The sequence below is a fragment of the Streptomyces sp. NPDC001851 genome, assembly GCF_040297165.1.
GTDB lineage: Bacteria > Actinomycetota > Actinomycetes > Streptomycetales > Streptomycetaceae > Streptomyces.
In genome coordinates this window covers 304,787-325,211 of record NZ_JBEOYR010000008.1, presented here as the reverse complement: position 1 = coordinate 325,211, position 20,425 = coordinate 304,787, and the positions used below count along the sequence as shown (strand labels likewise).

The following is a 20,425-nucleotide window of genomic DNA, read 5'->3' as shown; positions in this document are numbered from 1 at the left end:
AGATTCCCGACTCCCGCCGGAGTTTCCGCTGCGGAATGCTTGATTCATGGACATCGATGTGAGGGGGCCGCGCTTCGGAGCGGCCGTGACGACGGCCGTTCTGGCCGTGGCGCTGAGCCTTCAGAACACCTGGGTACTGGGCTGGCAGACGGCGGCGTTCGCGCTCGGCGCCGCCGCGGGCGTACAGCACTCGCCGTACGGCTGGGCGTTCCGCACGGCCGTACGGCCACGGCTCGGACCCCCGAAGGAGTTCGAGGCGCCGGAGCCGCCGCGGTTCGCGCAGGCGGTGGGTCTCCTCTTCGCGGGGCTGGGACTGGTCGGCTTCACGGTGGGACCCCAGTGGCTGGGACTCGTCGCGACGGGGGCGGCGCTCGCCGCGGCGTTTCTGAACGCGGCGTTCGGGTACTGCCTGGGCTGCGAGTTGTTCCTGCTCCTGAAGAGGGCCACGGTCCATGCGGAGCAGACGGAGTAAAGGGGACTTAAAGATCCAAGGTGGGGTGTGGGCCGACGTGACGAGGATCTCGCCGCCGCGGGGCACCAGGACTGGCTACCCGTCCGTTCTTCGGGCACGATCTGCGAGACGCCGTAAACCTACGGCTGCGTAACTTTTCCGCCGGGAGCCCCCTTTCCCGAGCAGAGCAGAAAGGGTCCACCCCGCCCATGGCAGAGCTGGTCTACCGCCCCGTCATCGGTCTCGCCAAGACGCTGTTCAAAGCCTGGGACCTGAAGATCGACTGTCAGGGATCGGAGAACATCCCGCGCTCGGGCGGCGCCGTGCTGGTGAGCAATCACATCAGCTACCTGGACTTCATCTTCAACGGCCTGGCCGCCCTGCCGCAGAAGCGCCTGGTGCGCTTCATGGCGAAGGAGTCCGTCTTCCGCCACCGGATCTCCGGGCCGCTGATGCGCGGGATGAAGCACATCCCGGTGGACCGCGGACAGGGCGAGACGGCCTACGCGCACGCGCTGGACTCGCTGCGTTCCGGCGAGGTGATCGGGGTCTTCCCGGAGGCCACCATCTCGCAGTCGTTCACACTGAAGAGCTTCAAGTCCGGTGCGGCCCGCCTCGCCCAGGACGCCGGTGTCCCGCTGGTCCCGATGGCGGTGTGGGGCACCCAGCGGCTGTGGACGAAGGGCCAGCCCCGCAACTTCAAGCGCGACCACCTGCCCGTCACCATCCGGGTCGGCGAAGCGGTCGAGGCACCCCGCGACCAGTACGCCGGCGCCATCACCCGCCGGCTGCGCGAGGCCGTCCAGGAGCTGCTGGAGGCCGCCCAGCGCGCCTACCCGGGCCGCCCCAAGAACTCCGAGGACTCCTGGTGGCTGCCGGCCCACCTGGGCGGTACGGCACCGACGGCGGAGCAGCTGCGCACGGCCCAGGCGCGGTGACCTGCGGCGCTTCACTCGAGCGGGATGCGGGGGGCCGGCATTGCGTTCGCCGGCTGCAGGCCGGTGGACAGGGGGCTGCCGCTGGGGTTCGCGATCGTGGCGGGAGCGCCGGGTGGCCCTCGTGTGCCGACCGCTGTACGGCGGCTCGACGATGCGGCGCTGATGGAGGGTGACGTGGGCGGCTGCGGCCGGGCTGTGGCCGGCTGGTTCTGCGCGCCCTGTGTGAAGGACTGGTGGCTGGTGCGCACCGCCTGCGACGGCGCGCTCCCCTCCGCACCGGTGCGGCATCTCGCGGCCGGCGGCGGCCACTTCACGAAGGCCGACACCACGGCACCCCCCGGGCCCGGTGACTACGGCTGCGGCCCGCACTTCGAGGGCCGCGGTGACGCCACGCCGGTGGTGCGGACGACCGCCTGCACCGGGCGGGACGACCAGGACGGCGAGTTCCTCTTCCTCTTCCCGTGACAGGGATTCTCCCGCTTTGCCCCCTATGCCGGCGGGCCTGCCGGGATTCGTCGACGCATTCGGTGACCTCCAGCTTCCCGCTCCGCTGCCCGGACCTCGGCTCCGCCTCACGGCACCCGGGTTGTGGTGCCAAACCGCTGACGGTGCCCGAGGGCGCCCCGGACCGGTCGTTCTTCGAGCGCGGGGACCCGGAGGCGTTCGCGATCCGGTACGACGCGGAGCGGGCCTACCTGGCCCACTGCAGGCCTGCTGGAAACCTGTTCCGGGGCCGGCAGGCAGAGGCCGCGGGTGTGCCGGCGCACGACCGAGCCGAAGGAGCCGAGGTCGGCTATGTCACCATGCCGGACGCCGTCCGCCCTGACGTGCGGGAGGGTGCCGATACCGGATGGCCGGCATCGCCCGCCGGCCGGCGAGCGGCCCCCGCACGGCGACCTCATGGACGAACGCCGCCAGATCTCCCCGACCGTGGAGGCCTGGACGCGGGCCCGGAAGGTCCCGGCCGGCCGGGCGTCGGCCCTGCGGCAACTCCTCGACGACGCCTGCCTGAAGCTTTCCGGTACGGGGCGCCGTGAGGCCGGGCCGCCGGGTGTCAGCCGGTCATGCGCGGGCCGGAGCAGCCGCGCCGCTCGGCCTGGTCCTCGGCGAAGGCCTTGAGCAGCCCGCGCTGTTGAGCCGCGCCGAGGCCCGGGATCTCCGACGAGCCGCTGACCGCGCAGTCGGCCGCCTCGCCGGCGCAGCGCGCGGTCGTCGTCAGGGGGTTGCGGACCCCGTCCAAGGAGGTCACGCGTTGCTCCAGTCGCCGTGCCCCGCGACGGAGGAAGAGGAATGCGGCCGATCGACAGTCAATGACTTTCGACCGGCCGCACATCCATGCGTCCCTGTCCCGGCTAGCGGGCCATCTCCTCCTTGACCGCGGCCACGAACGTGTCGACGTCCTCCTCGCTGGTGTCGAAGGAGCACATCCAGCGCACGACCCCGGCGGCCTCGTCCCAGAAGTAGAACCGGAAACGCTTCTGCAGCCGCTCGCTCACATCGTGCGGAAGCTTCGCGAAGACGCCGTTCGCCTGCACCGGATAGAGGATCTCCACGCCGTGCACCGCGCGCACGCCCTCGGCGAGGCGCTGGGCCATCTCGTTGGCGTGCCGGGCGTTGCGCAGCCACAGGTCCTTCGCCAGCAGCGCCTCCAGCTGCACCGACACGAAGCGCATCTTGGAGGCCAGCTGCATCGACATCTTGCGCAGGTGCTTCATCTGCCGCACCGCGTCCTGGTTGATGACCACGACCGCCTCACCGAAGACGGCGCCGTTCTTGGTCCCGCCCAGCGAGAGGAGGTCGACGCCGACCGCGTTGGTGAACGTCCGCATGGGCACGTTCAGCGAGGCGGCCGCGTTGGCTATCCGGGAGCCGTCCAGGTGCACCTTCATGCCGCGGGCGTGCGCGTGCTCGCAGATCGCGCGGATCTCGTCCGGTGTGTAGAGGGTGCCCAGCTCGGTGCTCTGGGTGATCGACACCACCTGGGGCATGGCGCGGTGCTCGTCCTCCCAGCCCCAGGCCTGCCGGTCGATCAGCTCGGGGGTGAGCTTGCCGTCGGGCGTGGGGACGGTGAGCAGCTTCAGACCGCCCATGCGCTCGGGCGCGCCGCCTTCGTCGACGTTGATGTGCGCGCTCTCGGCGCAGATCACCGCACCCCAGCGGTCGGTGACCGCCTGCAGCGCGACCACGTTCGCGCCGGTGCCGTTGAAGACGGGGAAGGCCTCCGCGGTGGCCCCGAAGTGGCTGCGGATGATCTGCTGGAGGTTCTCGGTGTACTCGTCCTCGCCGTACGCCACCTGGTGGCCGCCGTTGGCCAGGGCCAGGGCGGCCAGCACCTCCGGGTGGGCTCCGGCGTAGTTGTCACTGGCGAAACCGCGGACCTGCGGGTCGTGGTGGCGACGCGCGTCGGTCTTGGGAGGGTTCACGGCTTCTCGGTCAGCCACAGACGGTTTCCGTTCACTTCGGCGGCGGGCTTGCTCCAGACGCCCTCGATGGCCTCGGCGAGGTCCTTGACGTCCGTGAAGCCCGCGAACTTCGCGTTGGGGCGTTCGGCGCGCATGGCGTCGTGCACCAGCGCCTTCACCACCAGGATCGTAGCCGCGGACGTGGGACCCCCCTCGCCCCCGGCCTTGCGGAAGTAGTCGGCCATGGCCAGCGTCCACGCCTCGGCCGCCGCCTTGGCGGCGGAGTACGCGGCGTTGCCCGCGGTCGGCTTGCTCGCGCCGGCCGCGCTGATCAGGACGTACCGGCCCCGCTCGCTGCGCTGCAGCGCCTCGTGGAAGGCGAGGGAGGTGTGCTGCACGGTCTTGACGAGCAGCAGCTCCAGGAAGTCCCAGTCGTCCAGGCTGGTCTTGGTGAAGGTCTCGCTGCCGCGCCAGCCGCCGACCAGGTGCACCAGGCCGTCGACGCGACCGAAGTCCTTCTCGACGTGGGCGGCCCAGTCCCGGGTGGACTGCAGGTCGAGCAGGTCCACCGTGTCGCCGGTGACGGTGGCGCCACCGGAGGCGTACCGGGCCGCGTCCACGGCCTCCGACAGCCGCTGCGGGTCGTTGTCCGCGCCGACCACGGTCGCCCCGGCCTCGGCCAGACGCAGCAGCGTCGCGCGCCCGGCGGGTCCGCCCGCGCCGGCCACCGCGATCACCGCACCGCTGAGCGGCCCGTTCGCCCCGTTCCCCATGTTCTTCCCCTCTGCAGCAGTGTTCTGGACGCGTGAAGCAGTGTTCCGCACGCGGTCGCTCACGCGGCGACCGGCTCGGCGCTGTCCGCCGTGATGCCCTTGGTGGAGGCGATCACATTCTTCAGCTTCTTGGACAGGGCCTCGTAGAACATGCTCAGCGGAAACTCGTCCGGAAGCACGTCGTCCACCAGCTTGCGCGGCGGCTGGGTCAGGTCCAGCGCCTCCGGGCCCTTGGCCCACTTGGAGCCGGGGTGCGGGGCGAGGTAGGTGCGGACCAGTTCGTACCCGGCGAACCAGTGCACCAGCTTCGGGCGGTCGATGCCGTCCTTGTAGAGCTTCTCGATCTCGGCGCACAGCTGGTTGGTGACGTGCGGGGCGCGCTCCCAGTCGATGGAGAGCTTGTTGTCGGTCCAGCGCAGGACGTCGTGCTTGTGCAGGTAGGCGAAGAGCAGCTGGCCGCCGAGGCCGTCGTAGTTGCGGTTGCGGTCGCCGGTGACCGGGAAGCGGAACATGCGGTCGAAGAGCACCGCGTACTGCACGTCACGGGCCTGCGGGACGCCGTCCGCCTGGAGCTTCACGGCCTCCTTGAAGGCGGTGAGGTCGCAGCGCAGCTCCTCCAGGCCGTACATCCAGAACGGCTGGCGCTGCTTGATCATGAACGGGTCGAACGGCAGGTCGCCGTGGCTGTGGGTGCGGTCGTGGACCATGTCCCACAGCACGAAGGCCTCCTCGCAGCGCTTCTGGTCGTGGACCATGGCGGCGATGTCCTCGGGCAGCTGGAGGCCCAGGATGTCGACGGCCGCGGCGGTGACCCGGCGGAAGCGGGCGGCCTCGCGGTCGCAGAAGATGCCACCCCAGGAGAATCGTTCCGGCGCTTCGCGCACGGCGATGGTCTCCGGGAAGAGGACGGCGGAGTTGGTGTCGTACCCGGCCGTGAAGTCCTCGAACGTGATGCCGCAGAAGAGCGGGTTGTCGTAGCGGGTGCGCTCCAGCTCGGCCAGCCAGTCGGGCCAGACCATGCGCAGCACGACCGCCTCCAGGTTGCGGTCCAGGTTGCCGTTCTGCGTGTACATCGGGAAGACGACCAGGTGCTGCAGGCCGTCCGCACGGTTGGCGGCCGGCTGGAAGGCCAGCAGGGAGTCCAGGAAGTCCGGCACCTGGAAGCCGCCGTCGGCCCAGCGGTGCAGGTCCTTCACGAGGGCCCGGTGGTAGGCCTCGTCGTGCGGGAGCAGCGGGGACAGCTCTTCGACCGCGTCGACGACACGCCGTACGGCGGCCTCGACGTCCGCCGGGGCCGGGGCGCCCTCGGCCTCGAAGTCGATCGATCCGTCCTTGGACTGCCATGGCCGGATCTGCTCCACGGCATCCTTGAGCACGGGCCAGGCCGGGTGCTCCACCACCCTGGTCAGCGAAGAAACCTGTCCCTCCGCACCCGCCTGCACAAGAATTTCCGTCATGTCCCATCCTCCACGGGAGAAGCTCGCGTAAGGACACCGTATGCATACCCCGTTTCAGCCAGCAAGAGGCAAGCTCAGGAAATTATTCTGCCTCCACCCTTCGACGCCGACATTTTTCCTGCCGTACACCGTGACGGCGCTCACTTCCGTCGGCAGCGCCCGCCTCTCGCGCGCGGCGGAGCGGGGCGGTCAACGGTGCGGGGACTCGCCCACGACAGGGTGACGGCAGGGGCGGATACCGGCCAGCCGCCAGCGACCCGACAACCCGGATGCCTTGTGCACATGCGGGTTCATCGCGGGGCCCGGCCATTAGGCTGCGACTCTGCCCGCGCGGACGACGGCGTCCGCCCGTCCCGCGCGCGCCGAGCCGCCGTCGACGGAAGCGAGTTGAACCTTGAACTTCCTTACCATCGGTCACCGCGGGGTCATGGGTGTCGAGCCCGAGAACACCCTTCGTTCCTTCGTCGCCGCGCAGGACGCCGGCCTCGACCTGATCGAACTGGATCTGCATCTGAGCAAGGACGGCGCCCTGGTCGTCATGCACGACGCGGAGGTGGACCGTACGACCGACGGCACCGGACCGATCGCCGACAAGACCCTGGCCGAGCTGCGCGCCCTGGACGCGGGCCGCGGCGAGCGGGTGCCGGTGTTCGAGGAGGTGCTGGACGCGGTGCGCACGCCGCTGCAGGCCGAGATCAAGGACGTGGCGGCGGCCCGGGCCCTGGCGACGGTGATGCACCAGCGCGACCTGGTCGGGCGCGTGGAGGTGGCGTCCTTCCATGACGACGCGGTCGCCGAGATCGCGCGGCTGGTGCCGGGTGTGCGCACGGCGCTGGTCGCCAGCCACTACGGCACGGACGTGGTGGAGCGCGCGGTCGCCGTCGGCGCGGCGACCGTCTGCCTCGACATCCGCCGGCTCACCCTGGAGGTCGTCGAGCACGCCCGCGCGTCCGGGCTGCGGATCATCGGCTGGGTCGTCAACACCCAGGATCATCTGCGGCTGGTGCGCGCCCTGGAGCTGGACGGCGCGACGACCGACTTCCCGGAGATCAAGCGCACGGCGCGCTTCACGGCCTGACGGTCACCCGAACCTCTTGACCAGCAGCTCGAACTGCAGGTCCGGGCGCTGCGGGATACCGAAACGCTCGTCGCCGTACGGGAAGGGGCTCATCTTTCCCGTACGGCGGTAGCCGCGGCGCTCGTACCAGGCGATCAGGTCGTCACGCACGGAGATCACCGTCATGCGCATCTCCGTGACGCCCCAGATCTCGCGGACCCGGCGCTCGGCCTCCGCCATGACCGTCTTGCCGAGGCCCGCGCCCTGCAGGGCGGGGCTGACCGCGAACATGCCGAAGTAGGCGTGGTCGCCACGGTGTTCGAGCTGGCAGCAGGCGACGATCCGGCCGTCCTGCTCCACCGTCAGCAGCCGGCTGTCCGGCGACTTGATCACGTCCAGCACGCCCTGGGGGTCCGTGCGCTGCCCCTCCAGGATGTCCGCCTCGGTGGTCCAACCGGCCCGGCTGGCGTCCCCGCGGTAGGCCGACTCGATCAGCGCGACCAGCGCGTCGACGTCGGCGTCGGTCGCGTCGCGGAAGGCGGGTCGGGTGGGGGCGGTTTCCATGAGCGGCCTTTCGGTCTCGGGCGTGGCTGAGCCAGGGTCGAGCGTAACCCTGCCCTAGGCTCCGCCTGCATGGTGCACGTACTCAGCAGCCGGACCCTGCTCACCCCCACCGACCCCGAGCGCTCCCGGGCGTTCTACGGAGAGCGGCTGGGGCTCGCCGTCTACCGCGAGTTCGGTACGGGTCCCGAGCGCGGGACCGTCTACTTCCTCGGCGGCGGCTTCCTGGAGGTCTCGGGGAGGTCCGAGACGCCGCCGTCACCCGCGGTACGGCTGTGGTTGCAGGTGGACGACGTGACGGCCGCGCACGAGGAGCTGCGCGCGAAGGGCGTCGGCATCGTCCGGCCGCCGGTGCGGGAGCCGTGGGGCCTGGTCGAGATGTGGATCGCCGACCCGGACGGCACCCGCATCGTCCTGGTCGAGGTCCCTTCGGACCATCCGCTGCGATACCGGCCGGGGATCCAGGACCTTCCTTGACACCCTGCCGCTCGGCCCCGTCCTCGGGCACCCGGCCCGTGGTCCCCCGGCCCGGGCCGCGGCGCGGGCGGGCCGGTGCGGAGGGCTGGGCGGCGCCCTTGCCTTCGAGAGCGCTCCAGCTCATAGCTTCGCACGCACCACCTGCCGGAAAGGGAGACACACGTGCGGTACACACTGTTCGGACGGACCGGTCTGCGCGTCAGCGAGCTGGCGCTCGGCACGATGACCTTCGGGGAGGAATCGGGCTGGGGTGCCGACAGCGACACCTGCGCCCGGATCCTCGACGCGTACGCCGACGCGGGCGGCAACTTCGTCGACACCGCGAACAACTACACGTCGGGCGGTTCCGAGCGGATCCTCGGCGAACTGCTGGCCGGACGCCGCGACCGGTTCGTGCTGGCGAGCAAGTACACCTGCGGCACCCACGACGGCGACCCCAACGCCGCGGGCAACCACCGCAAGAACCTCGTGCAGTCGGTCGAGGAGAGCTTGCGCCGACTGCGCACCGACCGGCTCGACGTGCTGTGGGTGCACGCCCGCGACCACTTCACCCCGGTGGAGGAGGTGATGCGCGCCCTGGACGACGTCGTGCGCGCCGGCAAGGTGCTCTACGTGGGGGTGTCGGACTGGCCGGCCTGGGAGATCGCCCAGGCCAACACCCTTGCCGAACTGAGGGGTTGGACGCCCTTCGCGGGCTCGCAGCTGCGCTACAGCCTGCTGGAGCGCACCCCGGAGCGTGAACTGCTCCCGCAGGCCCGGGCCTTCGACCTCGCCGTGTTCGCCTGGGCACCGCTGGCGGCGGGCAGTCTCACCGGGAAGTACCGGCGTGGGGAGCGGGGCCGGCTGGATGTGCTGGGGGAGCGGCCGACGGCTGCGGAGGAGGACGTGATCAGCGTCGTCCTGGACGTCGCCGAGCAGGGCGGCTGGAGCCCGGCGCAGGTGGCCCTCGCCTGGCTGCTGGGCCGGCCCGGGAACGTCGTACCGGTCATCTCCGCCACGAAGCCGGAGCAGCTGGCCGACAACCTCGCGAGCACCGGGGTACGGCTGGACGCGGACACGATGAAGCGGCTGGACGAGGTGAGCGCGGTCCCGCTGGGCTTCCCGCACGACTTCCTGCGCGAGCCGCCCGTCACACGCAACGTGTACGGCGACCGCTGGCCGGACATCCGGGACCGCCGGTCGACGTATCGGCGTACGGCGCACGACGTGCTCTAGGCGCGTCGGCCCGCCCGCCACGCGGGTCCCATGTGGCCCTCCAGGCGGCTCAGCAACTCGGCCAGCCGGCCCGCGAGTTCCGCCTGGACCTCCGGGGCCAGCACCGACAGCACGGTGGTTTCGTAGGCGAGTTGCTCCGGGATGATGCCGTCGACCAGGTCGCGGCCGGTGTCGGTGAGGCGGACGTGGGCGACGCGGCGGTCGCGGGTGTCGCCGCGCCGCTCGACCAGACCGCGTTCGGTCAGCTGCTTGACCCGCTTGGTGACGGCGGCCCCCGAGGAGAAGGTCTCCCGGGCCAGATCCCCCGGGGTCAGCTCGTGCCCGGTGCGGCGCAGCGCCCCCAGCAGGTCGAACTCGGGACGGCTGAGCCCGGCCCGGCGCAGCGGCGCGTCCTCGGCCTGCTGGAGCAGCGCGGCACAGCGGTTGATCCGGCCGATGACCTCCATGGGCCCGGTGTCCAGCTCGGGGTGGACGGCCTGCCACTGCCGGACCACGGCGGCGACGGTGTCACGGCGGCCGGCGGTGTCAGCGCCGCTGCCGGTACCCGTGCGGGGGGCGGCCCCGGGCGTGGGCCCGCCGGGAGCGGGGCCCGTGCCGGACGCGTCGTCCGCCGGTGTCCGTTCGCCGTTCGTCGCCGTCATGGCCGTATGTCCTCCGTCGTCCTGCCCTGAGCCCGGCCCTGGTCCCCGTACCGGCCCGGGTTCTGGCCCTGCTCCTGGTCCTGGTTCCGTTCCTGGTCCTGGATCCGCGGCACGAACCCCTGGCGTCGTACCGTCGCCGCGAGCGTACGGTGTCCGGACCGTTCGGCGAGCACGACCCGCTCCTCGGGCAGGGCGCGCTGCCACCACTCGCCGGACGCGGCGTCGGCCGTGGCGCGCAGGTCGACGAGCGCGGCGGCGAGGGCACGCCGCGCGGACTCCAGGGCGTGGGGGGCCGGGTGCGGCTCGGCCAGCAGCCGGGCGGCGTGCTCGCGGGCGCGTTCCGCGGCCGTCAGCGCGTGGTCGAGGCGGTCGCCCGCGCGCCGGTTGGTGACGGCGACGGCCGCGACGCAGCCGACCAGCGCGCCGACGAGGGTGTCGACGACCCTCTGGGTGATCAGCTCGGCCGGGTTCTGGGCGCGGGCGAACTCGGTGACGAGCAGGGCCATGGGCGTGACGCAGACGCTGCCCAGCCAGTAGTTGCGGCCGATCAGCGCCTCGGCGCCGAAGTTCAGGGCCAGGGTGCACAGCACCAGGGCGGCCGGGTGGAGGTGGGCGAGCGGGGCGAGTGCGGCGAAGAGCAGGACACCGACGACGTTGCCGACGACACGCTGGACGCCGCGGCTGAAGGTGAGGGTGACGTTGGCCTGGTAGAGGGAGGCCGCGGTGACCAGGGCCCAGTAGGGGCGGCCGGCCCCGAGCGCGAGGGAGGCGTATCCGGCGAGGGCGCAGCCGATCGCGGTGCGCGCGGCGATCGGGGCGAGGGGGGTCAGGCGGTGCCGCAGCGGGGGGCGGGGCAGGGCGAGTCCGGTGTCCGCACCGAGGAGTTCACCGGCGGACTCGCGCGGGGAGTCGACGCGCGGCACCCTGCCGGTGCCGCGCAGGGCGCGGGCCCAGGCGCGCAGCCGTGCGGGGTCGGTGTCGGCCGGGGCGGCGAGGGCGACCTCGGCGCGGACGAGGAGCCGTTCCAGGGCGCGCCGGGTGCGGTCGGGCCGGGCGCCGGCGGCGAGCAGCGACTGCCAGGCGGCGTGGATCGCGGCGGCGGCCGCGTCCCGGGCCCGGTCGTGGTCGTGGTCGTCGGCCACGCCGCGCGTGCCGGCGTACCCGGCGGCGGCGTTCAGGGCCTGCGCGGTGGCACGGCGCTCGGGGCCGTTCGGGCGGAGCAGTCCGGGCGCCATGCCGACCAGCCAGGCCCAGGCGCCGGCCGCCAGGGCCAGCCCGAGGTGGCCGGGCACCTGGCCCAGGGTCTGCGGTGCGAACAGCGAGGCGGAGCTGATGAAGGTCAGGACCACGTTCGCGGGCGGTCCGAGCCGGGTGGCGTCGCACGCCGTCTTCTGGACGGCCGCCATGACGGCGCCGACGGTGACCAGGACGAAGGGATCGGAGGTGAGCGACGCGGCGAGCAGGGAGACGGCGAGGCCGCCGACCATGCCGAGCACCACCCAGGCGAGGACGCGGGCGCGGGCGGCGTAGGGCCGGTGGTGGCCGTACAGAGCGCACAGTGATCCGGCCATCGTGTACATCGCGAGGTCGAGGCGGCCGAGCGCCAGCAGGATCAGGTTGGGCGGGGCGACCGCGGCGACCACGCTCAGCGCGGGCTTGAACCAGATGTCGGAGGGCCGCCGGAGGCGGAGCACTCCGGCGAGCGGGAGTCGGTGGGGGGTCGCGCTGCTCATACCATCAATTTAGCATGTGTTTTACTTATAAAATTCTTTGCTCCACGGCACCCCCCGCAGCCCGTTCAGCAGCCTCGCTCCCGGGAGTGCTCCCCGTGTACACCCTTGCGCTCGCGTGCGCTCCGCGTGGCGTGGGCATCGCATCCTCGACCCACCGTCGAGCGGGGAGGTGCGTGTGCACGGACCGGTGCCGGCAGCGTGGCTGCTGGTCGCACTGTGCGCCGCGACCGGCGCCTACTGCCTGCTGCGGATGCGCAGCGGTGTAGAGGAGCAGCGCCGGGCCGCGGGCGGCGAGGCGCTCATGGGCTTCGGCATGGCCGTGATGGCCGTACCGGCGGCGGTGTTCACTCCCCCGAGGTGGGCGTGGCCGGTGTACGCGGCCGTGTTCGGCGCGGCGGCGCTGCGCGCGCTGTGGACGGCGCGCGCCGCCCGGCACCATCTGCACCACCTGGTGGGCGCCGCCGCCATGGCCTACATGGCGGCGGCGATGGCCGCGGCCCCGCCCGGCGCACACCACGCGCACGGCGGCACCGGGGTGCCCGTGCTGACCGGCACGCTGCTCGCGTACTTCACGGGGTACGTCCTGCTCGCCGGCGCCCGTCTGGTACCCGCCGCCGTCGCGGTGGCCGGGGCGGGTGGCGGCCCGGCCGGCTGGGGCGACCGGCCGGAGCTGGCGCGGGCCTGCCGGCTGTCCATGGGGATCGGAATGGTGGCGATGCTGCTCACCCTGTGAGCGAGGTGAGCCATGCGCGTCCGCGCGGGTGCGGGTGCTGGGGCTGGTGCGTTGTCTGCGTCACTTCGGTGGCGCGGACCGTACCCGTGAGCTGCCTCGCGCTCATAGGGTGCTGACCATGATGGTCCCCGCGACCCTGCTGCTGCTCGGCGCCCTGACCGCCGTCGTCGCCCCGCGGCTGCTCGCCCGGGCCGACTGGCCGGACCGCGAACCGGTCGTCGCCCTGTGGGTGTGGCAGTGCGTCGTGGCGGCCGTGCTGCTGTGCTGTCTGCTGTCGATGACGCTCAGCGCGTCGGCGGCCTGGCAGGCGGTGCGCGGGCAGGTGTTCGCCCGGGCTCCGCGCGCCGTCGTGGACGCCTACGCCCTGGGCACGGCCGGCTCCTGGGCGGCGCCCACCGCCGTCCTGCTCGCCGCCGGCGGCCTGTGGAGCCTCGCGATGCTGGTGCGCGAGGTCGTACGGGCCCGCGCCCGGCGCCGCGCACGGCGGGCCGAACTCCTCGTGCGGGCCCCGCTGTTGCCGGGCGAGGAGCCGGCCGGCGGCCGGCTGGTGGTGCTGGAGGGCGAACGGCCCGACGCCTGGTGGCTGCCCGGTGCGGCACCCCGGCTGGTGGTCACGACGGCCGCGCTGCGCCGCCTGAAGGGGCGTCGGCTGGACGCGCTCCTCGCTCATGAGCAGGGCCACGCGCAGGCCCGGCACGACTGGCTGCTGCACTGCTCGGCCGCGCTGGCGGACGGGTTCCCGCAGGTGCCGGTGTTCGCCGCGTTCCGCGACGAGATGCACCGGCTGGTCGAGCTCGCCGCCGACGACATGGCCTCCCGGCGCTTCGGCCGGCTGACGACCGCGCTGGCGCTGGTCGAACTCAACGAGGACCGGGGCGTGTTCGGACCCTGCCCCACCCCGCAGGCCCATGTGCCGCAGCGTGTGCACCGACTGCTGACGGCCCCGGACCGGCTCCCCGCACTGCGCCGGCTGCGTCTGACGGCGGTCGCGGCACTGGTGCCGGCGATCCCGGTGGTGGTGGCCCTGGTTCCCGGCCTGCGGGCGCTCGGCTGAGCCCGGCCGTACGCGACGCAGCACGAGCCGGCCGGTTGATGGCCACGGGCCGCCCGATCGACGAGGATCGCGGTATGCGCCACAACTCCGCCCCGCTCCGGCCCCGCGCACGTACTGCGCGCACCGCGGCGCTCGTCGCGGCCGCCCTCGGCATGTGCTGCGGGCTGCTGTCGGTTCTGGTCGTCGTCCACTGGCGCCCGCTGCTCGGCCTGGACGGCGACATCTCCCGTACGACCCACCGCTGGGCGGTCCGCGACCACGTTCTCACCCATGTCTTCCGGGTGCTGACGGACTGGGTCTGGGACCCGCTGACCATGCGTCTGGTGGGCGCGGTGGCCGCGGTGTGGCTGGTGTGCCGGTACGCCGCCTGGTGGACGGCGCTGTGGCTGGCGGCCACCGTGGCCGTCGCGGGGATCGTGCAGCAGACGGTCAAGGACGCCGTCGGCCGGCCGCGCCCGGTGTGGCCGGACCCCGTGGACTCCGCCCACTACGCGGCCTTTCCCTCCGGTCACGCCATGACGGCCACCGTGGTCTGCGGACTGCTGCTGTGGCTGCTGCGCCGCTTCGGCGCGGGCCGTGGCCGGTGGCGTACGGCCGTGGCGGCGGCCGTGGTCTCGGTGGCGGGGGTGGGCGTCACCCGGGTGTGGCTGGGCGTCCACTGGCCCTCGGACGTGCTCGGCGGCTGGCTGTTCGGGGCCTTGCTCGTCACCCTGGCCGTGGTGGTGCACGAGTGGTCGGACCGCCGCCACTCCCCCGGTACGCCGGTCGGCGGGCCCGGATAGGGTCGGGCGCATGACTGCCGTGTTGTTCGATTTCTCCGGGACACTGTTCCGCGTCGAGTCCACCGAGTCCTGGCTGCGTACGGTGCTGGCCGAGACGGGGCACACCCTGCCGCGACCCGAACTGCTGGCTGCCGCACGGGCCTTGGAGGAGGCCGGCGCGCTCCCGGGCGGCGCGGACCCGGTGCAGCTGCCGGAGGACCTGGCCGAGGTCTGGGCCGTGCGGGACGAGAGCGCGGAGCTGCACCGGGCCGCCTACACGGGACTGTCCCGGCGGGTGCCGCTGCCCGACCCCGGGCTGCACGACGCGCTGTACGAACGGCACATGACACCCGCCGCCTGGGCCCCGTACCCGGACGCCGCCGAGGTGCTGCGCACGCTGCACGAGCGCGGGATCGGCGTGGGCGTGGTCAGCAACATCGGCTGGGACCTGCGGCCGGTGTTCCGCGAGCACGGCCTGGACCCGTATGTGGACGCGTATGTGCTGTCGTACGAGCACGGCGTGCAGAAGCCGGACCAGCGGCTGTTCTCCGTCGCCTGCGCGGCGCTGGGCGCCGATCCGCGGCAGGTGCTGATGGTCGGTGACAGCAAGGAGGCTGACGGTGGCGCGACCGCGCTCGGCTGCCGGGTGCACTTCGTCGACCACCTGCCGGTGACGGACCGCCCCGACGCGCTGCTTCCCGTGCTGGACCTGGTGGGTTGAGGCCCGGAGGGCGTCGGCGGAGCGGTCGGCCCCGGCGTTCCTCACCCTGGTCGAATGCGCGCTGCGGCCGCCCCGGCGTCTGGGCATCGAACAGAAGGCGCTGGAACGCGGCGAAAAAGGCTGGCTCCCGTGCCGGCCGTCTGAGACGATCCCCCGCGTCGCCCCAGACGGCCGGCAACCCTGGAACAGGGCGCCCCGCGCAGGGCGACGCCCCCTGCGATGAGTATAGTTGGCTGGCAGCCAGTCAACGCAGGAGTTACAGGATGTCCCCGCGCAGCGCCTCGGTCAATGAAGAGTTGCGGCGACGTTCCCGGGAGCGGCTGCTGCAGGCCGCGGTGGAACTGGTCGACGAGCGCGGCTACGAGGCGACGACCTTGGGTGACATCGCGGACCGGGCCGGATCGGCGCGCGGGCTGGTGTCGTACTACTTCCCCGGCAAGCGCCAGTTGGTGCAGTCCGCCGTGCACCGGCTGATGCACCGCACCCTGGAAGAGGCGCTGGAGCGGGAACCGCGCACCGAGGACGGCCGGGAGCGGCTGGCCCGGGCCATCGACGCGATCCTGGGGCTGGCCCGCGACCGGCCGGTGCTGATGCGCCAGCACATGGCCGGGCTGCTGCAGGCCGAGGGCTTCGTGCAGTGCCCGGAGCAACGCCGGCTGGCGGAGCTGCTCCGCGACACCGTCACCCGGTACGGCTCCGAGGACGTCTTCGCCGACTATCCGCTGCTGCGGGCCCTGTTGATGGGCGCGGTGTACTCGGCGCTGATCCCGGGGGTGCCGATGCCCGTTCCGGCGCTGCGGGCCGAACTGTTCCAGCGGTACGGGCTCGACTGGGAGTCGGGGGTGCCGCCGGAGAGCGTGCCGGGCGGCGAGGCCCGGGAGCAGGACCTGTCCCGGTTCTTCGCCACGGAAGAGCGTCCGAGCCGTCCCGGTCAGCCCTGAGGCTGCGTCAACTCGCCTCAGCCGCGGCGCACATGGCGTGGCGTCAGGTATCCGGCGTCCCGTGCCTGGGCGATCAGCCTGAGGGAGCGGCGACGGCTGTGCCCGGTCGCGCTCATCACGGCGAGCACCGGGTCGGCGCCCTGCTCCTGGGCGGCGCGGTATTCCTGCGCGACGAGCCGCCGGCCCTCGTTGCCCCGCGGCCAGCCCGGCCGGGCGCGGCGTTGCCCCGCGTAGTACAGCGCGTCCTCCTGCTGGCCGTCGGCTGCTGGTTCACGCCCCACCTTGCCGTCGACTCGCGGTTCGCGCTCCGTGACGGCGGCGCCCCGGCCTCGCTCCGCGCCAACGGCTTCCGGCCGCGCCTTCTCCATGCCGTCGGCTTCGGGCGCGTGCCGCGTGGCGGCGGCGTGCGGGGCACGCTCCATGCCGCCGGGGTGCGGGGCGTGCGCCGTGGCGGCGCCGTGCGGGAAGGTCTCCATGCCGCCGACTGCCGGGGCGTGCGCCGTGGCGGCGCCATGCGCTGTGGCGGCGGCGAGCGCCGTGGCGGCCGATTGTGGTGCGCGTGCCGTGCCGGCGGCGTGCGGGAAGGGCTCCATACCGTCGGCTTGCGGGACGGGCGCCGTCGCGGCGGCGTGCGGGTCTCGCTCCATGCCGCCGGGTTCCGGGACGGGCTCCGTGGCGGCGGGGCGCGGGGAGTGCTCCGTGCCGCCGACTTGCTGGAGGGGCGCCGCGCCGGCGGCGTGCGGGAAGGGCTCCATGCCGCCCGCTCTCGGGACGGGCGCCGTCGCGGCGGCGTGCGGGTCTCGCTCCATGCCGCCGGGTTCCGGGACGGGCTCCGTGGCGGCCGATTGTGGTGCGCGTGCCGTGCCGGCGGCTTCCCGCTCGTCCGGCCGCCGGTCGCCGCCGCCCTCGTACGACCGCTCCGCCGCCACCCCGCACGACTCCAGCAGCGGCGCCTCGATCCATTTCGCGAGGACCGCCAGGTCGGTGAGGGACAGGGCCGGCTGTGCGCTGACGTCCTCGATGGAGACGCGCCCGTCGCGCAGGACGGCCAGGGCCTCGACGCGGGCGCCGTCGGGGAAGGCCAGCAGGACCTGGTACCAGGACGTCGTGCCGCCGTGCTCCCGCACCTTCCACGCGGGCCACACGGATACGGCGCCGTCCTCCGCGTTCCGATCAGAAAGATCAAGAAAGGATGCTTCTAGCACACACGCAACGTAACCGCATGATCGCATTCCATACGAACGGACACGCGTCGGCGTCACCCCGCCGGCCCCTGCCGCCACGGGCCCGGGGATGCCATGCTGGAGCCGTCCGCACACCCCTCCTTCGGGCAAGGAGTACCGCCGTGCTGCGTGTCGCCGTCGTCGGTTCGGGGCCGAGCGGGTGCTACACCGCCCAGACCCTCGTTCAGGGGGACCCCGGAGTGTGCGTGGACGTCCTGGACCGGTTGCCGTGCCCCTACGGCCTGGTCCGTTACGGCGTCGCTCCGGACCACGAGAAGATCAAGTCGCTGCAGGGCAGCCTCAGAACGGTGCTGGAGCACGAGCGGGTGCGCTTCCTCGGCGGGGTCCGGGTGGGCGGCCCGGGCGGACTGCCGGTGGAGCGGCTGCGGGAGGCCTACCACGCGGTGGTGTACTGCGTGGGCGCCGCCACCGACCGCCGGCTGGGGATCCCGGGCGAGGAGTTGCCGGGCAGCTGGTCCGCGACCGACTTCGTGGCCTGGTACAGCGCGCATCCGGACGCGGCCGACACGGGCTTCCTGCACGGAGTGCGGTCGGCCGTCGTCATCGGCGTGGGCAATGTGGCGGTGGACGTGACGCGGATGCTGGTCCGAAGTGCCACGGAGCTGCGCCCGACGGACATCCCGCAGGCGGCGCTGGACGCGCTGGCGGCGAGCGGGATCACCGAGGTGCACATGGTGGGCCGGCGTGGTCCCGCGCAGGCCCGCTTCACCACCAAGGAGTTGCGCGAGCTGGGCACGCTGCCCGGTACCGAAGTCACCGTGGATCCGGGCGACTTGGCGCTGGATCCGGCCGACCCGACGGCGCTGCCCGCCGTACAGCGCCGCAATCTGGAGGTGCTGCGCGACTGGGCCGCCCGACCCGCGGCCGGTGCCGTCCGGCGCGTCGGCCTGCGGTTCTTCCTGCGCCCCGTGGAACTGCTCGCGGACGGGGGCCGGGTCGGCGCCGTGCGCTTCGAGCGGACGGCACCGGACGGGCACGGCGGGGTGACAGGCACCGGCCGGTTCGAGGACGTGCCCGCCCAGTTGGTGCTGCGCTCGGTGGGCTATCGCGGAGTACCGCTGGAGGGGCTGCCGTTCGACGCGGTGAGCGGCACGGTGCCGAACGCGGCCGGGCGCGTCGTACGCGACGGTGTCCCCTGCCCGGGCGAGTACGTCGCCGGGTGGATCAAGCGCGGCCCTACGGGAGTCATCGGCACCAACCGGCCCTGCGCCAAGGAGACGGTGACGTCCCTGCTCGCGGACGCTCCCGCACTGAGCGGCAGGCAACTGCCGGAGGATCCGTTGACGACGCTCCGCGCGGCCGGGATCGAACCGGTGCCCTGGGCGGGGTGGCTGGCGATCGAGCAGGCCGAGGCGGCGCTGGGCGCGCGACTGGGGCGGAGCGTGGTCAAGCTGGCCGACTGGGACACGCTGCTGACGGCGGCCCGGTCGGCGTAGCGCCACGGCCCGGCCGCTCGGTGGCATGAACTGGTGACATGAGCGGCAGACCGTCTCCACCCGCCTTCCGGCCGTCGACTCCGTTCCGGCGAAAGCTGGTTCAGACGCTGCCACCGAGCCGGCCGGCCTGCCGGTCGGCGGCCGTCAGGAGGCTGTCGAGCAGCCCCGGGAAGAGCCCGTCCAGATCGTCCCGGCGCAGGCCGTTCATCTTGGCCGTGCCCCGGTAGACCTGCCGGATGACCCCGCTCTCGCGCAGCACCCGGAAGTGGTGGGTGGTGGTGGACTTGGTCACCGGCAGCTCGAACTGCGAGCAGGTCAACTCCGCCCCGGTGGTGGCCAGTTCGCGCACGATCAGCAGCCGCATCGGGTCGGACAGAGCGTGCAGCACGGACTCCAGCCGGATCTCGTCGCGCTCCGGGTGCGGCAGTGCGCGGCCGGTGGTGGCGGTGTCGGTCACGGCGGCTGCCCTTCGTCGCGGAACTCCTCGGCTGCCAGCATTGTACGAGGGTCCTCGTAGTTTGACATTTCTCGTAGTACGAGGGCTATCGTACGAGTCGATCAGCGGTCCCGTGACGAACGGAGTCTGTCGTGAGCGCGCTCTTCGAGCCCATCACCCTGCGCGAAGTGACCATCCCGAACCGGGTGTGGATGCCCCCGATGTGCCAGTACTCGGCCGAGCCTGAGGGTCCGCTCACGGGCGCCCCCCAGGACTGGCACCTCGCGCACTACGCGGCACGCGCCACGGGCGGCACCGGCCTGGTGATCGTGGAGGCCACCGCGGTCTCGCCGGAGGGCCGGATCTCCCCCTACGACCTCGGCCTGTGGAACGACACGCAGGTGGAGGCCTTCCGCCGGATCACCCGCTTCCTCACCGCCCAGGGCACGGTGCCGGCGGTCCAGCTCGCGCACAGCGGCCGCAAGGCATCGACCGACCGAACCTGGACGGGCGGGGGGCCGGTCGGACCGGAGGCGTACGGCTGGCAGCCGCTGGCTCCGAGCGCGGTGCCGTTCGACGAGCGCCACCCCGTGCCCACCGAACTGACCGTGGCCCAGATCGAGGAGGTCGTCGGCCAGTTCGCCGCCGCGGCCCGCCGGGCGCTCGCCGCGGGATTCGAGATCGCCGAGATCCACGGCGCCCACGGCTACCTGATCAACGAGTTCCTGTCCCCGCACTCCAACCACCGCACCGACGCCTACGGCGGCTCGTACGAGAACCGCACCCGGTTCGCCCTTGAGGTGGTGGACGCCGTACGCGCGGTGTGGCCCGGGGACAAGCCGGTGTTCTTCCGCATCTCGGCCACCGACTGGCTCCAGGACGGCGGCTGGACCACGGAGGACACGGTCCGCTTCGCGCACGACCTGCACGCCCACGGCGTCGACCTGCTCGACGTCTCCACCGGCGGCAATGCCTCCGGTGTGACCATTCCGGCCGGCCCCGGCTACCAGGTGCCGTTCGCCGCCCGCGTGAAGGCCGAGACCCCCCTGCCCGTCGCGGCCGTAGGGCTGATCACCGAGGCCGGGCAGGCCGAGAAGATCGTGACGAACGGCGAGGCCGACGCCGTCCTGCTGGGCCGCGAGTTGCTGCGCAACCCGTCCTGGGCTCGGCAGGCCGCCCGCGAACTGGGCGGTGAGGTACGGGTGCCGGAGCAGTACCACAGGTCGGTCTGACCACGGCCTGCCCCACTGCGGGGTGGCAGCGGGCCGGTCGGCTACTGCCCGGCAGCGGGCCGGGCCAGCTCCCGGCCGCCCCACCCGGCACCAGCCGACCGACCGGCTCCTCCCCGGCCCCAGCCGACCAGTCGGCCCCGGCCCCCGCCTCCTCCGCAGTCG

21 protein-coding genes and 2 pseudogenes are annotated in these 20,425 nt (G+C 72.9%); 13 read left to right on the top strand and 10 right to left on the bottom strand.

The genetic code is table 11. The annotated features are described in order from the left end of the window. Positions 1-46 precede the first annotated feature (46 nt). The 3 genes from ABT171_RS14830 (at position 47) to ABT171_RS14820 (ending at position 1,854) form a co-directional block, all read left to right on the top strand. Positions 47-472: a DUF4395 domain-containing protein gene (locus tag ABT171_RS14830; RefSeq protein ID WP_351243524.1), complete on the top strand. Its 426-nt coding sequence runs from the start codon at positions 47-49 to the stop codon at positions 470-472. A gap of 188 nt (positions 473-660) precedes the next feature. Then, positions 661-1,389, top strand: a complete 729-nt coding sequence (locus ABT171_RS14825; RefSeq protein WP_351243522.1) for a lysophospholipid acyltransferase family protein — start codon at positions 661-663, stop codon at positions 1,387-1,389. Positions 1,390-1,512: 123 nt separating this feature from the next. After that, positions 1,513-1,854 (top strand): hypothetical protein, encoded by a 342-nt coding sequence (locus tag ABT171_RS14820; RefSeq protein ID WP_351243520.1) that lies wholly within the window; start codon positions 1,513-1,515, stop codon positions 1,852-1,854. Positions 1,855-2,443: 589 nt separating this feature from the next. On the opposite strand, the gene ABT171_RS14815 is transcribed toward ABT171_RS14820, so the two are convergent. The 4 genes from ABT171_RS14815 to ABT171_RS14800 all read right to left on the bottom strand — a co-directional run bounded on the left by ABT171_RS14815 (position 2,444) and on the right by ABT171_RS14800 (position 6,021). Continuing rightward, positions 2,444-2,638, bottom strand: coding sequence for a hypothetical protein (locus tag ABT171_RS14815; RefSeq protein ID WP_351243518.1), 195 nt, complete (start codon positions 2,636-2,638; stop codon positions 2,444-2,446). A 103-nt stretch (positions 2,639-2,741) separates the two neighbouring features. Continuing rightward, positions 2,742-3,812, bottom strand: a complete 1,071-nt coding sequence (locus ABT171_RS14810) for a threonine aldolase family protein (protein WP_351243516.1) — start codon at positions 3,810-3,812, stop codon at positions 2,742-2,744. Next, the gene (locus ABT171_RS14805) at positions 3,809-4,564 is read right to left on the bottom strand and encodes an SDR family NAD(P)-dependent oxidoreductase (protein ID WP_351243514.1); all 756 of its coding nucleotides are present in this window, start codon (positions 4,562-4,564) and stop codon (positions 3,809-3,811) included. The genes ABT171_RS14810 and ABT171_RS14805 overlap by 4 nt, the downstream gene beginning before the upstream one ends. A 59-nt stretch (positions 4,565-4,623) precedes the next feature. Beyond that, positions 4,624-6,021, bottom strand: coding sequence for a DUF6421 family protein (locus tag ABT171_RS14800; RefSeq protein WP_351243512.1), 1,398 nt, complete (start codon positions 6,019-6,021; stop codon positions 4,624-4,626). Positions 6,022-6,415: 394 nt separating this feature from the next. On the opposite strand from ABT171_RS14800, the gene ABT171_RS14795 reads away from it, so the two are divergent. Then, positions 6,416-7,099, top strand: a complete 684-nt coding sequence (locus ABT171_RS14795) for a glycerophosphodiester phosphodiesterase (RefSeq protein ID WP_351243510.1) — start codon at positions 6,416-6,418, stop codon at positions 7,097-7,099. 3 nt (positions 7,100-7,102) lie between these two features. Here the strand turns inward: ABT171_RS14795 and ABT171_RS14790 are convergent, their stop codons facing one another. After that, positions 7,103-7,642, bottom strand: a complete 540-nt coding sequence (locus ABT171_RS14790; protein ID WP_351243508.1) for a GNAT family N-acetyltransferase — start codon at positions 7,640-7,642, stop codon at positions 7,103-7,105. Positions 7,643-7,711: 69 nt separating this feature from the next. Between ABT171_RS14790 and ABT171_RS14785 the strand changes: the two genes are divergently transcribed. Both ABT171_RS14785 and ABT171_RS14780 read left to right on the top strand, forming a co-directional pair. After that, on the top strand, positions 7,712-8,116 hold the full coding sequence (locus tag ABT171_RS14785; protein WP_351243506.1) for a VOC family protein: 405 nt from the start codon (positions 7,712-7,714) through the stop codon (positions 8,114-8,116). 162 nt (positions 8,117-8,278) lie between these two features. Beyond that, positions 8,279-9,331: an aldo/keto reductase gene (locus tag ABT171_RS14780; protein ID WP_351243504.1), complete on the top strand. Its 1,053-nt coding sequence runs from the start codon at positions 8,279-8,281 to the stop codon at positions 9,329-9,331. On the opposite strand, the gene ABT171_RS14775 is transcribed toward ABT171_RS14780, so the two are convergent. Next, positions 9,328-9,972 carry a MarR family winged helix-turn-helix transcriptional regulator gene (locus tag ABT171_RS14775; protein ID WP_351243502.1) on the bottom strand — a complete coding sequence of 215 codons (645 nt, stop codon included), beginning with the start codon at positions 9,970-9,972 and terminating at the stop codon, positions 9,328-9,330. The genes ABT171_RS14780 and ABT171_RS14775 overlap by 4 nt on opposite strands. After that, a complete protein-coding gene (locus ABT171_RS14770) occupies positions 9,969-11,705 on the bottom strand; it encodes an FUSC family protein (RefSeq protein ID WP_351243500.1) in 1,737 nt (578 codons plus the stop codon). Before ABT171_RS14770 ends, ABT171_RS14775 begins: the two co-directional genes overlap by 4 nt. A gap of 175 nt (positions 11,706-11,880) precedes the next feature. Here ABT171_RS14770 and ABT171_RS14765 point away from each other — a divergent pair, with 175 nt between their 5' ends. From ABT171_RS14765 to ABT171_RS14745, 5 genes are all read left to right on the top strand, one after another. Continuing rightward, complete coding sequence (locus tag ABT171_RS14765) at positions 11,881-12,438, top strand: DUF5134 domain-containing protein (protein ID WP_351243498.1); 558 nt, start codon at positions 11,881-11,883, stop codon at positions 12,436-12,438. Between the two features lie 118 nt (positions 12,439-12,556). Then, positions 12,557-13,492, top strand: a complete 936-nt coding sequence (locus tag ABT171_RS14760; protein ID WP_351243496.1) for a M56 family metallopeptidase — start codon at positions 12,557-12,559, stop codon at positions 13,490-13,492. Between the two features lie 74 nt (positions 13,493-13,566). After that, positions 13,567-14,274 (top strand): phosphatase PAP2 family protein, encoded by a 708-nt coding sequence (locus ABT171_RS14755; protein ID WP_503075206.1) that lies wholly within the window; start codon positions 13,567-13,569, stop codon positions 14,272-14,274. 10 nt (positions 14,275-14,284) lie between these two features. Beyond that, positions 14,285-14,974 carry an HAD family hydrolase gene (locus ABT171_RS14750; protein ID WP_351243494.1) on the top strand — a complete coding sequence of 230 codons (690 nt, stop codon included), beginning with the start codon at positions 14,285-14,287 and terminating at the stop codon, positions 14,972-14,974. A gap of 263 nt (positions 14,975-15,237) precedes the next feature. After that, entirely contained in the window at positions 15,238-15,915 is a 678-nt protein-coding gene (locus ABT171_RS14745) for a TetR/AcrR family transcriptional regulator (RefSeq protein WP_351243492.1), read from the top strand. A gap of 17 nt (positions 15,916-15,932) precedes the next feature. Here ABT171_RS14745 and ABT171_RS14740 read toward each other — a convergent pair. Beyond that, positions 15,933-16,163 (bottom strand): annotated as a pseudogene (locus ABT171_RS14740) (DUF6214 family protein); the annotation flags it as partial. A 699-nt stretch (positions 16,164-16,862) separates the two neighbouring features. Continuing rightward, positions 16,863-17,147: pseudogene (locus ABT171_RS14735) on the bottom strand (DUF6214 family protein); the annotation flags it as partial. A 113-nt stretch (positions 17,148-17,260) separates the two neighbouring features. On the opposite strand from ABT171_RS14735, the gene ABT171_RS14730 reads away from it, so the two are divergent. Continuing rightward, a complete protein-coding gene (locus ABT171_RS14730; protein ID WP_351243490.1) occupies positions 17,261-18,595 on the top strand; it encodes an FAD-dependent oxidoreductase in 1,335 nt (444 codons plus the stop codon). Between the two features lie 100 nt (positions 18,596-18,695). Here ABT171_RS14730 and ABT171_RS14725 read toward each other — a convergent pair whose 3' ends face one another. Further along, a complete protein-coding gene (locus ABT171_RS14725; RefSeq protein ID WP_351243488.1) occupies positions 18,696-19,052 on the bottom strand; it encodes an ArsR/SmtB family transcription factor in 357 nt (118 codons plus the stop codon). A gap of 131 nt (positions 19,053-19,183) precedes the next feature. Here ABT171_RS14725 and ABT171_RS14720 point away from each other — a divergent pair, with 131 nt between their 5' ends. Then, entirely contained in the window at positions 19,184-20,263 is a 1,080-nt protein-coding gene (locus ABT171_RS14720) for an NADH:flavin oxidoreductase/NADH oxidase (RefSeq protein WP_351243486.1), read from the top strand. Positions 20,264-20,425 lie beyond the last annotated feature (162 nt).

What these genes read in the sequence shown, in the direction of transcription:
- ABT171_RS14755 (WP_503075206.1), top strand. Translation starts at nt 13,567, where the DNA reads ATGCGCCACAACTCCGCCCCGCTCCGGCCCCGCGCACGTACTGCGCGC.
- ABT171_RS14790 (WP_351243508.1), bottom strand. Translation starts at nt 7,642, where the DNA reads ATGGAAACCGCCCCCACCCGACCCGCCTTCCGCGACGCGACCGACGCC.
- ABT171_RS14760 (WP_351243496.1), top strand. Translation starts at nt 12,557, where the DNA reads ATGATGGTCCCCGCGACCCTGCTGCTGCTCGGCGCCCTGACCGCCGTC.
- ABT171_RS14785 (WP_351243506.1), top strand. Translation starts at nt 7,712, where the DNA reads ATGGTGCACGTACTCAGCAGCCGGACCCTGCTCACCCCCACCGACCCC.
- ABT171_RS14775 (WP_351243502.1), bottom strand. Translation starts at nt 9,972, where the DNA reads ATGACGGCGACGAACGGCGAACGGACACCGGCGGACGACGCGTCCGGC.
- ABT171_RS14770 (WP_351243500.1), bottom strand. Translation starts at nt 11,705, where the DNA reads ATGAGCAGCGCGACCCCCCACCGACTCCCGCTCGCCGGAGTGCTCCGC.
- ABT171_RS14745 (WP_351243492.1), top strand. Translation starts at nt 15,238, where the DNA reads ATGTCCCCGCGCAGCGCCTCGGTCAATGAAGAGTTGCGGCGACGTTCC.
- ABT171_RS14750 (WP_351243494.1), top strand. Translation starts at nt 14,285, where the DNA reads ATGACTGCCGTGTTGTTCGATTTCTCCGGGACACTGTTCCGCGTCGAG.
- ABT171_RS14805 (WP_351243514.1), bottom strand. Translation starts at nt 4,564, where the DNA reads ATGGGGAACGGGGCGAACGGGCCGCTCAGCGGTGCGGTGATCGCGGTG.
- ABT171_RS14825 (WP_351243522.1), top strand. Translation starts at nt 661, where the DNA reads ATGGCAGAGCTGGTCTACCGCCCCGTCATCGGTCTCGCCAAGACGCTG.
- ABT171_RS14830 (WP_351243524.1), top strand. Translation starts at nt 47, where the DNA reads ATGGACATCGATGTGAGGGGGCCGCGCTTCGGAGCGGCCGTGACGACG.
- ABT171_RS14800 (WP_351243512.1), bottom strand. Translation starts at nt 6,021, where the DNA reads ATGACGGAAATTCTTGTGCAGGCGGGTGCGGAGGGACAGGTTTCTTCG.